General features: G+C 58.2%; 13 protein-coding genes. 9 read left to right on the top strand and 4 right to left on the bottom strand.

Annotation, left to right across the window (positions count from 1 at the left end; translation table 11 throughout):
- The first annotated feature begins 106 nt into the window (after positions 1–106).
- The 7 genes from IT763_RS12840 (at position 107) to oppF (ending at position 8,945) form a co-directional block, all read left to right on the top strand.
- The gene (locus IT763_RS12840) at positions 107–751 is read left to right on the top strand and encodes a YchE family NAAT transporter (RefSeq protein WP_015378089.1); all 645 of its coding nucleotides are present in this window, start codon (positions 107–109) and stop codon (positions 749–751) included.
- Between the two features lie 695 nt (positions 752–1,446).
- Positions 1,447–3,084, top strand: coding sequence for an ABC transporter substrate-binding protein (locus IT763_RS12835; protein WP_206194763.1), 1,638 nt, complete (start codon positions 1,447–1,449; stop codon positions 3,082–3,084).
- 147 nt (positions 3,085–3,231) lie between these two features.
- Complete coding sequence (locus IT763_RS12830; RefSeq protein ID WP_206194762.1) at positions 3,232–4,992, top strand: oligopeptide ABC transporter substrate-binding protein OppA; 1,761 nt, start codon at positions 3,232–3,234, stop codon at positions 4,990–4,992.
- 83 nt (positions 4,993–5,075) lie between these two features.
- On the top strand, positions 5,076–5,996 hold the full coding sequence (gene oppB, locus IT763_RS12825; RefSeq protein WP_004932150.1) for an oligopeptide ABC transporter permease OppB: 921 nt from the start codon (positions 5,076–5,078) through the stop codon (positions 5,994–5,996).
- Positions 5,997–6,010: 14 nt separating this feature from the next.
- Positions 6,011–6,919 (top strand): oligopeptide ABC transporter permease OppC, encoded by a 909-nt coding sequence (oppC, locus tag IT763_RS12820; RefSeq protein ID WP_004932149.1) that lies wholly within the window; start codon positions 6,011–6,013, stop codon positions 6,917–6,919.
- Positions 6,920–6,930: 11 nt separating this feature from the next.
- A complete protein-coding gene (locus IT763_RS12815) occupies positions 6,931–7,947 on the top strand; it encodes an ABC transporter ATP-binding protein (RefSeq protein WP_015378086.1) in 1,017 nt (338 codons plus the stop codon).
- The gene (oppF, locus tag IT763_RS12810) at positions 7,944–8,945 is read left to right on the top strand and encodes a murein tripeptide/oligopeptide ABC transporter ATP binding protein OppF (RefSeq protein ID WP_004932143.1); all 1,002 of its coding nucleotides are present in this window, start codon (positions 7,944–7,946) and stop codon (positions 8,943–8,945) included. The genes IT763_RS12815 and oppF overlap by 4 nt, the downstream gene beginning before the upstream one ends.
- 73 nt (positions 8,946–9,018) lie before the next feature.
- On the opposite strand, the gene IT763_RS12805 is transcribed toward oppF, so the two are convergent.
- Positions 9,019–9,342: an HI1450 family dsDNA-mimic protein gene (locus IT763_RS12805; RefSeq protein ID WP_004932139.1), complete on the bottom strand. Its 324-nt coding sequence runs from the start codon at positions 9,340–9,342 to the stop codon at positions 9,019–9,021.
- 56 nt (positions 9,343–9,398) lie between these two features.
- Positions 9,399–10,859 (bottom strand): cardiolipin synthase, encoded by a 1,461-nt coding sequence (gene cls / locus IT763_RS12800; RefSeq protein WP_004932137.1) that lies wholly within the window; start codon positions 10,857–10,859, stop codon positions 9,399–9,401.
- Between the two features lie 242 nt (positions 10,860–11,101).
- Here cls and IT763_RS12795 point away from each other — a divergent pair, with 242 nt between their 5' ends.
- Positions 11,102–11,278, top strand: a complete 177-nt coding sequence (locus IT763_RS12795; protein WP_025159792.1) for a YciY family protein — start codon at positions 11,102–11,104, stop codon at positions 11,276–11,278.
- A 45-nt stretch (positions 11,279–11,323) separates the two neighbouring features.
- Here the strand turns inward: IT763_RS12795 and IT763_RS12790 are convergent, their stop codons facing one another.
- Together IT763_RS12790 and smfY are read right to left on the bottom strand one after the other, a co-directional pair.
- Positions 11,324–11,815, bottom strand: a complete 492-nt coding sequence (locus IT763_RS12790) for a Dps family protein (RefSeq protein WP_004932132.1) — start codon at positions 11,813–11,815, stop codon at positions 11,324–11,326.
- Positions 11,816–12,015: 200 nt separating this feature from the next.
- On the bottom strand, positions 12,016–13,488 hold the full coding sequence (gene smfY / locus IT763_RS12785) for a multidrug efflux MFS transporter SmfY (protein WP_206194761.1): 1,473 nt from the start codon (positions 13,486–13,488) through the stop codon (positions 12,016–12,018).
- 127 nt (positions 13,489–13,615) lie between these two features.
- Here smfY and IT763_RS12780 point away from each other — a divergent pair, with 127 nt between their 5' ends.
- Positions 13,616–14,179, top strand: coding sequence for a TetR/AcrR family transcriptional regulator (locus IT763_RS12780; protein WP_025303067.1), 564 nt, complete (start codon positions 13,616–13,618; stop codon positions 14,177–14,179).
- Positions 14,180–14,218 lie beyond the last annotated feature (39 nt).

Below are 14,218 nucleotides of genomic sequence, written 5' to 3'. Positions count from 1 at the left end.
GGCAGTTAAAAATGCTGCTTTCGCCGGATGGATTACCCGCGGCAATTCCATTACATTAGCGCGCATAGGCAGCACACCTTTTATAGCACTTAACGCGGAGCCATCTGTGGGCCAATCTCTGTTGGATCTTTCCGGCTTTATCAAGTTCTTTGTCGGTCTGTTTGCGCTGGTCAACCCGGTGGGCATCTTGCCGGTGTTTATCAGCATGACGAGCTACCAGGCGGAAGCAGGGCGCAATAAAACCAACCTGACCGCCAACCTGTCGGTCGCCATTATTCTGTGGACATCGCTGTTCCTGGGCGAAGGGATCTTGCGGATGTTCGGCATCTCCATCGATTCGTTCCGCATCGCCGGCGGTATTCTGGTGGTGACCATCGCCATGTCGATGATCAGCGGCAAGCTGGGAGAAGACAAACAGAACAAACAGGAAAAATCGGAGAGCGCGATCCGCGAGAGCATCGGCGTGGTGCCGTTAGCGCTGCCGCTGATGGCGGGGCCGGGGGCGATCAGTTCCACCATCGTGTGGAGTTCCCGTTATCACAACTGGCAAAGCCTGCTCGGCTTTACGGTCGCGATCGCCTTGTTCGCCTTTTGCTGCTGGTTGTTGTTCCGCGCCGCGCCGCTGTTGGTGCGTTTGCTTGGGCAGACCGGCATCAACGTGATCACCCGTATCATGGGTCTGTTGCTGATGGCGCTCGGGATCGAGTTTATCGTTACCGGTATTAAGGCGATATTCCCCGGCCTGTTGTAATACCCTTTGTTTAGCCGCGCACCTTTCGCCTTGGCGCGGCTAAAATTAATTTTAAAGTTTAAATTATTTATTGGTTCGCATTATTATAGTGCACAGGATGAATAAAATTTATGCGGTTGCACTCTTATGTTGCATAAATCTCATGTTGCTGTGCAAAAAAAACGCTAAGCGTTATTTCAGACACTTTTCCTCCCCCATTTCCGCGCGTTTTGCCCCCACTCAACGGTAAAGCTGTTGTTAAATTAATCACATCATTCTGTGGGGCTTGTCTCACTTTCATCCAGGTGTTATTAGTGATTAACCGACCATAGGCAGGTGTTTGTTCTTTGAATGTCTGGATTGTTAACTGAATGTTTCTTTGTGCGGTAATGAGATTGCGTTGATGGTTTCAAATGAAATGATTTTGTCTTTTTTTCTTTAAAATCATAGCGATGATTTTGTTTCTCCGCGTCCCCGAGCTTGGGGGCCGGATCGGGCTTCGTGCGATAAAAGAGAATTGCTTAACATTTTCGTAAAATTTATTGGCTATGGAATTTGGCTTCTGCTAATTTCCGAGCAACTTTCCCGTGGTCAATTAACTGAAATGCGCCATAAAAACGGGAATGATTTTTGCTGGTATCCGTTTATTTAGAATTCTTATAAACACTTCACAAACTTCGATAAGCGATGCTTGTCGGTGAAAAGGAGCCTCGATTATGCAGCAAACCCTGAAGCGCACTTCTTTGACCTTGTTGATTAGCGGCGCGCTGAGCGTCGGCGCCATAAATAGCAGTTTGGCGGCGGAAGTGCCGGCCGGCGTTCAGTTGGCGCAGCAGCAGAATATTGTGATCAACAACGGCAGCGAAGTGGCTTCATTGGATCCGCATAAGGTCGAGGGCGTACCGGAAAGCAATATCATTCTTAACCTGCTGGAAGGGCTGGTGAGCACCGACGCCAACGGGCATGTGGTGCCGGCGGCGGCGGCGAGCTGGGAAAACCAGAATTATCAGCAATGGACCTTCCACTTGCGCCCCGGCGCGGTGTGGAGCGACGGCAGTCCGGTGACCGCGCAAGACTTCGTCTACAGCTGGCAGCGTCTGGCCGATCCGAAAATCGCCTCGCCCTATGCCAGCTACCTGCAATACACCAAAGTCGACAATATCGACGACATCCTGACCGGCAAGAAGCCTCCGCAGACCCTCGGCGTCAAGGCGCTGGACGACCAGACGCTGCAGGTGACGCTGAGCGAGCCGGTGCCGTATTTCATCAGCATGCTGAGCCACACGTCGCTCAAACCGGTGAAACGCGCGGTAGTGGAGAAATTCGGCGATAAATGGACGTTGCCCGCCAACTACGTCGGCAACGGCGCTTACCGCCTGAAAGAGTGGGTGGTGAACGAGCGCATCGTACTGGAGCGCAGCCCGAGCTACTGGAACAACAAGCAGACGGTGATCAATCAGGCGACCTTCTTGCCGATCGCTTCCGAAGTCAGCGACGTCAACCGCTTCCGCAGCGGCGAGATCGACATCACCAACAGCGCGATCCCGCCGTACCTGTACGTCAAAATGAAGCGCGAAGTGCCCGAGCAACTGCACGTTAACCCTTATCTGTGCACTTTCTATTACGAACTCAATAACCAGCGGGCGCCGTTCACCGATCCGCGGGTGCGTGCGGCGGTGAAGATGACGCTGGATCGCGACATCATCGCCAACAAGATCATGGGCCAGGGGCAGATCCCGGCCTACAGTTTCACGCCGACCTTTACGGAAGGCGCCAACTTTACGCCGCCCGTGTGGGCCGGCTGGAGCCAGGAACAGCGCAACGCCGAAGCCAAGAAACTGCTGGCGGAAGCGGGTTACAGCGACGCCAAGCCGCTGAAGTTCTCGCTGCTGTACAACACCTCCGATCAAAACAAACAGCAGGCGATCGCCGCCGCGTCGATGTGGAAAAAGAACCTCGGCGCCGACGTCACGCTGCGCAATCAGGAGTGGAAGACCTCGCTGGAAAGCCGCCATCAGGGGCAATACGACGTGGCGCGCGCCACCTGGTGCGGGGATTACAACGAGCCCAGCGCGTTCCTGAACCTGGTGCTGTCCAACAGCAGCATCAATACCGTGTTTTATAAGAGCCCGGCGTTCGACGCCATCATGGCCGCCACGCTGAAGGCGCCGGATGAGGCCGCGCGCGCCGCGCTCTATCAGCAGGCAGAAGCGCAGCTGGACAAAGACTCCGCGTTGATCCCGGTGTATTACCGCGTCAGCGCGCGGTTGATTAAGCCGACGGTAGGCGGGTTCACCGGCAAAGATCCGCTGGACTATACCGACGTTAAAAATCTTTACATTATCAAGCAGTAAAAGGGGTATTCCTCTCGCTAGCTCGCGGAGGAATATAGGGAAGGCCGGCCGCCGCATTCGTTCCGCGGCGGCGGGAAACAGAGTCCGCTTACGGGCAACGCAGGTTCCACGAAGAGCCTGTGATAATAAAAACTGGAGTCGATAAGTATGACCAACATCACGAAGAAAACGCTCATTGCCGCCGGCGTCATCGCCGCGCTGGGCATCACAGCAACCACCTCCGCCTTTGCCGCCGACGTTCCTGCAGGCGTGCAACTGGCCGACAAGCAAGAAATCGTCAAAAACAACGGTTCCGAAGTGCAGTCGCTTGACCCGCATAAAATCGAGGGCGTGCCGGAAAACAACGTGACCCGCGATCTGATGGAAGGCCTGGCGAACAACAGCCCGGACGGTTCCATCGTGCCGGGCGTCGCGGAAAGCTGGGATAACAAGGATTTCAAAGTCTGGACCTTCCACCTGCGCAAAGACGCCAAATGGTCCAACGGCAAGCCGGTGACGGCGCAAGATTTCGTCTACAGCTGGCAGCGCGTAGTGGATCCGAAAACCGCGTCGCCTTACGCCAGCTACCTGCAGTACGCCCATGTGGAAAACGTTGATGACATCATCGCCGGCAAAAAAGACAAGTCGACGCTGGGCGTGAAGGCCATCGACGACCACACCTTCCAGGTGACCCTGAGCGAGCCGGTGCCTTATCTGGTTGAAATGACCCCGCACTACGCCATGAAGCCGGTTTACAAAGACGCGGTGGAGAAATTCGGCGAGAAGTGGACGCTGCCGGCCAACTACGTCAGCAACGGCGCTTACAAACTGAAAGACTGGATTGTCAACGAACGCATCGTACTGGAACGCAACCCGGAATATTGGGATAACGCCAAAACCATCATCAATAAAGTGACGTTCCTGCCTATTTCGTCGGAAGTGACCGACGTTAACCGCTACCGCACCGGTGAAATCGACATGACCTACAACAACATGCCGATCGAACTGTTCCAGAAGCTGAAGAAAGAGATCCCGAAAGAGGTGCACGTCGATCCTTATCTGTGCACCTATTACTACGAAATCAACAACCAGAAGGCGCCGTTCACCGATGCGCGCGTGCGTGAAGCGCTGAAGCTGGGCATGGATCGCGACATCATCGTCAACAAGGTGAAAAATCAGGGCGATCTGCCGGCCTACAGCTTTACGCCGCCATACACCGACGGCGCCAAGCTGACCGCGCCGGAGTGGTTCGGCTGGACGCAGGAAAAACGCAACGAAGTGGCGAAGAAACTGCTGGCCGACGCCGGCTACGGCCCGGTCAGCTTTACGCCGCCATACACCGACGGCGCCAAGCTGACCGCGCCGGAGTGGTTCGGCTGGACGCAGGAAAAACGCAACGAAGTGGCGAAGAAACTGCTGGCCGACGCCGGCTACGGCCCGGGTAAACCGCTGACCTTCTCCCTGTTGTACAACACGTCAGACCTGCACAAGAAGCTGGCGATCGCCGCCGCCTCCATCTGGAAGAAAAATCTGGGCGTGGACGTGAAGCTGGTGAACCAGGAGTGGAAAACCTTCCTGGATACCCGCCATCAGGGCACCTATGACGTGGCGCGCGCCGGCTGGTGCGCCGACTACAACGAACCGAGTTCGTTCCTGAACATGATGCTGTCCGACAGCAGCAGTAACACCCCGCACTACAAGAGCGCCGAGTTCGACAAGCTGATGGCCAACGTGTTGACCGCGAAGAGCAAAGACGAGCGCGCCGAACTGTATCAGAAAGCGGAAGTTCAGCTGGATAAAGATTCCGCCATCGTTCCGCTGTATTACTACGTGAACGCCCGTTTGGTGAAACCTTACGTTGGTGGCTACACCGGCAAAGACCCGCTTGATAACGTGTACGACAAAAACCTGTACATCATCAAGCATTGATACGGTAAGAGCCGGCGGCGCAGGCCGCCGGCCCATGTTGAGAATAATAAGCCGTCATCAGGCTGTCGCACAGGGTTAGGGCAATGCTTAAATTTATACTTCGTCGCTTATTGGAAGCGATCCCGACACTATTTATCCTTATTACCATCTCATTCTTCATGATGCGCCTGGCGCCCGGCAGTCCATTTACCGGGGAACGCGCATTGCCGCCGGAAGTCATGGCGAATATCGAAGCCAAATATCATTTGAACGACCCGATCTGGAAACAGTACGGTCATTATCTGGCGCAGCTTGCGCAGGGAGACTTCGGCCCATCCTTTAAATACAAGGATTATTCGGTCAACGATTTGGTGGCCAGCTCTTTCCCAGTCTCCGCCAAACTCGGTCTGGCCGCGTTTTTGCTGGCGGTGGTGCTGGGCGTGAGCGCCGGCGTGATCGCCGCGCTGAACCAGAACACCAAATGGGACTACACGGTGATGGGGTTCGCCATGACCGGGGTGGTGATACCCAGTTTCGTGGTGGCGCCGCTGTTGGTGCTGATCTTCGCCATCACGTTGAAATGGCTGCCGGGCGGCGGCTGGAACGGCGGCGCGCCTAAGTTCATCATCTTGCCGATGGTGGCGTTGTCGCTGGCCTATATCGCCAGCATCGCCCGTATCACGCGCGGCTCGATGATTGAAGTGCTGCACTCCAACTTCATCCGCACCGCGCGCGCCAAAGGCTTGCCGATGCGTCGCATCATTTTCCGCCACGCGCTGAAGCCGGCGCTGTTGCCGGTGCTGTCCTACATGGGCCCGGCGTTCGTCGGGATCATCACCGGTTCGATGGTGATCGAAACCATCTACGGTCTGCCGGGGATCGGCCAGCTGTTCGTTAACGGCGCGCTGAACCGCGACTACTCCCTGGTGTTGAGCCTGACCATTCTGGTGGGCGCTCTGACCATTCTGTTCAACGCGATCGTCGATGTGCTGTATGCGGTCATCGATCCGAAAATCCGTTATTAATCTGGAGCACGCGAATGATGTTGACTAAAAAGAACAGCGAAGCTCTGGAACACTTCAGCGAGAAGCTGGAAGTGGAAGGGCGCAGCCTGTGGCAAGACGCGCGTCGGCGTTTTATGCACAACCGCGCGGCGGTCAGCAGCCTGTTCATACTGGCGCTGATCACACTGTTTGTGGTGCTGGCGCCGATGCTGTCGCAATTCGCCTACGACGATACCGATTGGGCGATGATGTCCGCCGCACCCAGCGTTGAATCGGGGCACTATTTCGGCACCGATTCCTCCGGGCGCGATCTGCTGGTGCGCGTGGCGATCGGTGGGCGCATCTCGCTGATGGTCGGCGTGGCGGCGGCGCTGGTGGCGGTGATCGTCGGCACCCTGTACGGCGCGATGTCCGGCTATCTGGGCGGCAAGATCGACTCGGTGATGATGCGCCTGCTGGAGATCCTCAACTCCTTCCCGTTCATGTTCTTCGTGATCCTGCTGGTGACCTTCTTCGGCCAGAATATCCTGCTGATCTTCGTGGCGATCGGCATGGTGTCGTGGCTGGACATGGCGCGTATCGTGCGCGGCCAAACCCTCGGTCTGAAGCGCAAGGAGTTCATCGAAGCGGCGCTGGTGTGCGGCGTCTCCACGCGCAACATCGTGCTGCGGCATATCGTGCCGAACGTGCTCGGCGTGGTGGTGGTGTATGCCTCGTTGCTGGTGCCGAGCATGATCCTGTTCGAATCCTTCCTCAGCTTCCTGGGGCTGGGTACGCAGGAGCCGCTGAGCAGCTGGGGCGCATTGCTCAGCGACGGCGCCAACTCAATGGAAGTTTCACCGTGGTTGCTGCTGTTCCCGGCGGGTTTCCTGGTTGTCACTCTGTTCTGTTTCAACTTCATCGGCGATGGCCTGCGTGACGCCCTCGACCCGAAAGATCGTTAAGGAGTGCCACCATGAGCACCATTGAACATCCTGAGATGCAAACCGCCGTCGGCGTTAAAGCGTCGCCGCTGCTGGACGTGAAAGACCTGCGCGTCACGTTTTCCACCCCGGACGGCGACGTGACGGCGGTGAACGATCTGAACTTCGATCTGCGCGCCGGTGAAACGCTGGGCATCGTCGGCGAATCCGGCTCCGGCAAATCGCAGACCGCGTTCGCCCTGATGGGGTTGCTGGCCAGCAATGGCCGCATCGGCGGCTCGGCCAAATTCAACGGCCGCGAAATCCTCAACCTGCCGGAAAACCAGCTCAACAAGCTGCGGGCCGAAGAAATCTCGATGATCTTCCAGGACCCGATGACCTCGCTCAACCCGTATATGCGCGTTGGCGAACAGCTGATGGAAGTGCTGATGCTGCATAAGAAAATGAGCAAAAGCGAAGCCTTTGAAGAGTCGGTACGCATGCTTGACGCGGTGAAAATGCCGGAAGCGCGCAAGCGCATGCGCATGTATCCGCACGAGTTTTCCGGCGGTATGCGCCAGCGCGTGATGATCGCCATGGCGCTGCTGTGCCGGCCGAAGCTGCTGATCGCCGACGAGCCGACTACTGCACTGGACGTGACCGTTCAGGCGCAGATCATGACGCTGCTCAACGAGCTCAAGCGTGAGTTCAACACCGCCATCATCATGATCACCCACGATCTGGGCGTGGTGGCCGGCATCTGCAACAAGGTGCTGGTGATGTACGCCGGCCGCACCATGGAATACGGCAGCGCGCGCGAGGTGTTCTACCAGCCGAGCCACCCATACTCCATCGGTCTGTTGAACGCGGTGCCGCGCCTCGACGCCGAAGGCGAAGCGTTGCTGACCATTCCCGGCAACCCGCCGAACCTGCTGCGGCTGCCGAAAGGCTGCCCGTTCCAGCCGCGCTGCCCGTACGCCATGGAACAGTGCGCGAGCGCTCCGCCATTGGAGCAATTTGGGGAAGGGCGCCTGCGCGCCTGCTTTAAACCGGTGGAGGCGTTGGTATGACAGCGGTAACCGACAAGAAAGTGCTGCTCGAAGTGGCCGATCTGAAAGTGCACTTCGACATTCATGACGACAAGCAGTGGTTCTGGCAGCCGCCGAAAACCCTGAAGGCGGTCGATGGCGTTACGCTGCGGCTGTTCGAGGGGGAAACCCTGGGCGTGGTCGGCGAATCCGGCTGCGGCAAATCCACCTTCGCGCGCGCCATCATCGGCCTGGTGAAGGCCACCAGCGGGCGCGTCGCTTGGCTGGGTAAAGATCTGCTGGGCATGAACGACGCCGACTGGCGCAAAACCCGCAGCGATATCCAGATGATCTTCCAGGATCCGCTGGCCTCGCTCAACCCGCGCATGACCATCGGCGAAATCATCGCCGAGCCGCTGCGCACCTACTACCCGAAAATGCCGCGTCAGGAAGTGAAGGACAAGGTTAAGGCGATGATGCTGAAGGTCGGCCTGCTGCCTAACCTGATCAACCGTTATCCGCACGAGTTCTCCGGCGGCCAATGCCAGCGCATCGGCATCGCGCGCGCGCTGATCCTCGAACCAAAGCTGGTGATCTGCGACGAGCCGGTTTCCGCGTTGGACGTGTCGATTCAGGCGCAGGTGGTAAACCTGTTGCAGCAGCTGCAGCGCGAAATGGGGCTGTCATTGATCTTTATCGCCCACGATTTGGCGGTGGTGAAGCACATTTCCGATCGCGTGCTGGTGATGTACCTGGGCCATGCGGTAGAGCTGGGCACCTATGACGAGGTGTACCACAATCCGCAGCACCCATACACCAAGGCGCTGATGTCGGCGGTGCCGATCCCGGATCCGGACAAGGAGAAGGAAAAGCAGATCCAGCTGTTGGAAGGGGAGCTGCCTTCGCCGATCAATCCGCCGTCCGGCTGCGTGTTCCGCACTCGCTGCCCGATCGCCGGGCCGGAGTGCGCCAAGACGCGTCCGCTGCTGGAGGGCAGTTTCCGTCATGCGGTTTCGTGCCTGAAGGTCGATCCGCTGTAATGCGCCGCTAGCCGGCAACAAAAAGCCCCGCTGAATAAGCGGGGCTTTTTTTATCCGATGCGCTGGCGGCGAATCACTCTTTCCACAGAATGTGGCACAGCTTGTGGTCTTTCTCGCGGCAGATCAGCACGCGGGCGAACACGTCGTTGATCGGCTCGCCGTCGCTGTCCGCCAGACCGATCACCACTTCGGCGAAGAAGTCCGGGTTCAGGTCGTAATCCACGTGCTCGCTCCAGTCTTCGGAGGGGTCGTACAGTTCTGCGCCGCCGCGCTCTTCAAACTGCAGATTGAACAGCAGAATATCCGCCGGATCCAGATTGTCGCCGGCCAATTCGAGGAAAATGTCGTAGGCCTGTTCCAGCGTTTCGTCTTCGGTAAGGCGGTTATTCAAATCCATAAAAAAATCCTGATAACAAATGATTTGGCGTTATTAAAGCACGCTCGCCGCGGCTTTTACAGCAACGGGCTGAAAAAGTAGAACAGGCGCTCGACCAGGCGATGCCAGAATGGCCGCTTCAGCCACTCTTTGGCGTTCAGCAGCTTGGAGCGGGCGATGTAATCTTCCTGCACGCAGGCCAGATCGCTGCCGAAGCCGTCGTCATCGATCACCAGGGTGATCTCGAAGTTCAGCCACAGGCTGCGCATATCCAGATTGACGGTGCCGACCAGGCTGAGCTGGCCGTCGACCAGCACGCTTTTGGTGTGCAGCAGGCCGCCTTCGAACTGATAGATTTTCACGCCGGCTTCCAGCAGCTCGGAGAAGAACGCCCGGCTGGCCCAGCGCACCATCATCGAATCGTTGTCGCGCGGCACGATGATGCTGACCTCGACGCCGCGCAGAGCGGCGGTGCAGATGGCGTGCAGCAGATCGTCGCTCGGCACGAAGTACGGCGTGGTCATGATCAGCTGCTCGCGCGCGGAATAGACCGCTGTCAACAGCGCCTGGTGGATCATTTCTTCGGGGAAACCGGGGCCGGAGGCGATCACTTGAATGGTGTGGCCGCTTTCCTGCTCGAACGGCATGATGTTGACGTCCGGCGGCGGCGGCAGAATGCGCTTGCCGGTTTCAATCTCCCAGTCGCAGGCATAGACGATGCCCATCGTAGTGGCCACCGGGCCTTCCATGCGCGCCATCAGATCGATCCATTGGCCGACGCCCGCATCCTGTTTGAAGTAGCGCGGATCGACCATGTTCATGCTGCCGGTATAGGCGATGTAGTTGTCGATCAGCACCACCTTGCGGTGCTGGCGCAGATCCATGCGGCGCAGGAATACGCGCAGCAGGTTGACCTTCAGTGCTTCGACCACTTCGATGCCGGCGTTGCGCATCATCGCCGGGTAGGGGCTGCGGAAAAATGGCAGGCTGCCGGCGGAGTCCAGCATCAGGCGGCAGTGTACGCCGCGCCGCGCGGCGGCCATCAGCGATTCGGCCACCTGATCGACCAGGCCGCCGGGCTGCCAGATATAGAACACCATTTCGATGTTGTGGCGCGCCAGCTCGATGTCGCGGATCAGCGCTTTCAACGTGTCGTCGGTAGTGGTGAGCAACTGCAGCTGGTTGCCCTTGACGCCGTCGATGCCCTGGCGGCGGTTGCACAGCTGGAACAACGGTTCGGCGACTTCGCTGTATTCGGTGGCGAAGATGCGGCGGCTCTCTTTCAATTCCTTCAGCCAGCGCGCGGTCGACGGCCACATGGCCTTGGCGCGCTCGGCCCGGCGCTTGCCCAGGTGCAGTTCGCCGAACGATAAATAGGCGACGATGCCGAACAGCGGCAGAATATAGATAACCAGCAGCCAGGCCATGGCAGAGGGAACCGCACGGCGTTTCATCAAAATGCGCATCGTCACGCCGGCGATCAGCAGCCAGTAGCCGAACACCATGAGCCAACTGATTACGGTATAAAATGTTGTCATAAAGGCGAAAAATCCCGTTCGCAAACCACCAATGATGAGTGTACGCACAGATCGGGCAAGGCGAAACCTTTTATCGGCGCTTATGTTACATAAATATGATGAAGTTAAGGCACTTGCCGAAATTGAAAGGGCGGCTTTTGCCCGCGTGGCGTTCGCTGTGCCGCCGATAACGGCGGCTTGGATCGCGGGCGGAAAGGGCTATAATGCCCGCGGTTGGCATTAGACGAACGAGTGACGGAATTATGAGACGCAGTAGAAATGAAGTGGGCCGCTGGCGCATGTTGCGGCAGAGCCAACGTCGGCGGCATCGCTGGCTGGAACGCCAGTCGTGCAGCAATCGCCATATTATCCGGGTGCGGCGGCGCCTGGACGATCAGCATCGGCGCGCGCTGCTGTTTGCGGTATCCTGCGAGTGGTAAAACGAAAACAGTCCCGTGAGGGACTGTTTTGTTATGGCGTCTGAGTTATTTGCCCAAATAGGCGTTGAGCATCCAGACCTGTTTTTCCTGCTCTTTGATGTAATCGCTCATCAACGACGCGGTGCCTTCGTCGCCAGCGTCTGCCGCCACCGTCAGCAGCTCACGCTGCTGTTGCAGCAAGATTGAATACCCTTCCAACAGGCCGCGCAGCGTACCCTTATCATCGGTCACGTTGGTGTGTTCCTTGATGTCGGCGGTTTTCAGATAATCGCTGAAAGCGTGACGCGGCTGCGAGCCCAACGTCAGAATACGTTCCGCCAGCTCATCCACCTTGGTCAGCAGATCGTTATATGTCTCTTCGAATTTCGCGTGCAGTTCAAAGAACTGCGGGCCGGTAATGTTCCAATGATAGCCGCGCACGTTCATATACAGCACCTGATAGTTTGCCAACAGCGCATTCAACGCTTCGGCGAGTTTTGCCGATTGTTTACTGTCAAGGCCGATATGGGTTTTCGCTGCTTTCTTTGCCGTTGCCATAATAATCTTCTCCTGATTATTTGTTCCGATAGTAGACAGAATCAATTTCCATAGCTGTTACAGTAACCGGATTTATCGCAGGGTTAAATACGATAACAGGCATTATTGCCATCGCTCAAACCGATGACGATAAATCCGTCGAGCAAATTGCCGAATCAGTTTACGCAGGTTCCGCAGGCGAAAAAAGTCGCTTTTCTCGGTTACTTGCGCAGCGCCAGTTTTACCACACCTGCGCCCAGCGCCATTAACAGCGCGGCGGCGATCAGTACCGAAATAAAGGCGCGATCAAAGGCCAGACGCGCCAGCTGCGTCAACTGCTGCGCGCGATCGGCCGCCATTCCGGCCGCCAGGCGCAACGCTTCGTCGATGCTGTCGTAGGCTAAATCGCTGACCGGCAGCGCCGCCGGCAGCGCCAGACTGTGACTGTAGACCGCCGTCATCAGCCCGCCGAGCAACGTCACGCCCAGCACGCCGCCCAGCTCGTAGGAGACGTCTTCGATAGATGCCGCCATGCCGGATTTCTCCTCCGGCGCGTTCAGCATGATGGCGGTGGAAGCGGCGGTGATCACGCCGCCGAGGCCGAAGCCCACCAACGCCAGGCTCGCCAGCTGCGGCGCTATGCCGCTCTGATAGAACAGGGCGAGGCCGGCGATGCCGAAGGCGGTCAGGGCGAAACCGTCGAGAATGATGCTGCGCTCACCGTAGCGCGGCAGCAGCAAACCGGCCATTGGCCCCGCCAGCGCCGAGGCCAGCGGGATCGGCAAGATGAACAGCGCCGCCTGCAGCGGACTGAGGCCGAGCACCAGTTGCAAGCGTTGGCTGAGCACCAGCTCGACGCCGATCAGCGCCACCATCGACAGCAATGCCACGCCGATGCCGCCGGCGAACAGCCGGTTGCGGAACAGGGAGAAATCGATCATCGGGTGGGCGCTGCGCTGCTGACGACGCACGAACAGCGCCAGGAACAGGGTGCCGATCAGGGCCGCTGCGAGCAAGGCGCTGACGTCAGGCGCCGGCTTGCTCAATTCCTTCAGCGCATAGATAGCGCCGACCAGGCCTATCATGATCTGCACCGAGCCGATGATATCGGCGGGGCGCGGGTTATCGCCGCCGCAGCGCGGGATCAGTTTCCATGCCAGCGGCCAGACCAGCAACACCACCGGCACATTGATCAGGAACACCGAGCCCCACCAGAAATACTCCAACAGCAGGCCGCCGACCACCGGGCCGATGGCCGCGCCGCCGGAGGCCACCGACGCCCAGATGCCGATCGCCAGCGCGCGTTCGCGTTCGTCGGTAAAGACGTGGCGTACGATGGACAGCGTGGCGGGCATCATCATTGCCGCGCCAACGGCGAGGAATACCCGCGCGGCGATCAGCCACTCGGCGGTAGGCGAGAAAGCGGCGCACAGCGACGCGACGGCAAACACCGGCAGCCCGGCGAGAAACAGCCGTTTATGGCCGATGCGATCGCTCAGCATGCCGGCGCCAGGCAACAGACCGGCCACCACCAATGGGTAGGCGTTGACGATCCAGAGCTTTTGCGAGGCGCTGGCATCCAGCGCCTGGGTTAAACGCGGCAGGGCGGTATATAACACCGTCATATCGATGACGATCAGGAACAGGGCGCTGGCGACCATTGTCAGGATTAACCAGCGGTTCTTGGCGTACATAAGTCATAATCCAGTTAACGTGGGCGGCGCGAAGGCGCCGCCATTGTGGTAACCCTCCGGCGATGCCGGGTGGTATACTGGCGATAATATATATCCATACGTTCGTATTGAAAAGAAGGGTTTCTTAATGGGACGTCAACGCAGCATCGATCGCGACAAGGTTTTGGACACCGCCGAAGAGATCGTCGCCACCCAGGGCGCCGCCGGCCTGACCATCGACGCCGTCGCCAAAGCGATGGGGATCTCCAAGGGCGGGGTGCAGTACTGTTTCGGCAGCAAAGACGCCCTGATTGACGCCATGTTCGATCGCTGGGGCAGTGCCTACGAGACGCTGTTCGCCGCTATCGCCGGTGACGATCCTTCGCCGCAGACCGGCGTGCGCGCGCATATGCTGGCGACGCAAAGCTCGGATCAGACCGCCAGCGCCAAGGCCGCCGGGCTGATGGCGACGCTGATTCAAACGCCGGAGCATCTGGCGAGCACGCGCGAATGGTATCGCAGCCGCATCGCCGGTTTGGATTTGACGACGGAAGAAGGCAAGCGCGCGCGCCTGGCGTTTCTCGCCACCGAAGGCGCCTTTATGCTGCGTTACTTTGGTTTGATGGATATCGACCAAGCGGAATGGGAAACGATGTTCACCGATATGCAGGCGTTGATTTTAACTGAGGGTGCCTATCGCACTGATAGCTAGTAAAGCCCGCAGTGAAAGGCGTATGTTTATCGCACAAGA

Source organism: Serratia sp. CMO1 (assembly GCF_015689115.1).
Taxonomy (GTDB): domain Bacteria; phylum Pseudomonadota; class Gammaproteobacteria; order Enterobacterales; family Enterobacteriaceae; genus Serratia; species Serratia marcescens.
This window is presented reverse-complemented; position numbering and strand designations above follow the sequence as displayed.

Excerpts from the sequence above, each read along its gene's own strand:
- IT763_RS12815 (WP_015378086.1), top strand. The coding sequence starts at position 6,931 with ATGAGCACCATTGAACATCCTGAGATGCAAACCGCCGTCGGCGTTAAA.
- smfY (WP_206194761.1), bottom strand. The coding sequence starts at position 13,488 with ATGTACGCCAAGAACCGCTGGTTAATCCTGACAATGGTCGCCAGCGCC.
- oppC (WP_004932149.1), top strand. The coding sequence starts at position 6,011 with ATGATGTTGACTAAAAAGAACAGCGAAGCTCTGGAACACTTCAGCGAG.
- IT763_RS12805 (WP_004932139.1), bottom strand. The coding sequence starts at position 9,342 with ATGGATTTGAATAACCGCCTTACCGAAGACGAAACGCTGGAACAGGCC.
- IT763_RS12830 (WP_206194762.1), top strand. The coding sequence starts at position 3,232 with ATGACCAACATCACGAAGAAAACGCTCATTGCCGCCGGCGTCATCGCC.
- IT763_RS12790 (WP_004932132.1), bottom strand. The coding sequence starts at position 11,815 with ATGGCAACGGCAAAGAAAGCAGCGAAAACCCATATCGGCCTTGACAGT.
- IT763_RS12780 (WP_025303067.1), top strand. The coding sequence starts at position 13,616 with ATGGGACGTCAACGCAGCATCGATCGCGACAAGGTTTTGGACACCGCC.
- oppB (WP_004932150.1), top strand. The coding sequence starts at position 5,076 with ATGCTTAAATTTATACTTCGTCGCTTATTGGAAGCGATCCCGACACTA.
- oppF (WP_004932143.1), top strand. The coding sequence starts at position 7,944 with ATGACAGCGGTAACCGACAAGAAAGTGCTGCTCGAAGTGGCCGATCTG.
- IT763_RS12795 (WP_025159792.1), top strand. The coding sequence starts at position 11,102 with ATGAGACGCAGTAGAAATGAAGTGGGCCGCTGGCGCATGTTGCGGCAG.
- cls (WP_004932137.1), bottom strand. The coding sequence starts at position 10,859 with ATGACAACATTTTATACCGTAATCAGTTGGCTCATGGTGTTCGGCTAC.
- IT763_RS12835 (WP_206194763.1), top strand. The coding sequence starts at position 1,447 with ATGCAGCAAACCCTGAAGCGCACTTCTTTGACCTTGTTGATTAGCGGC.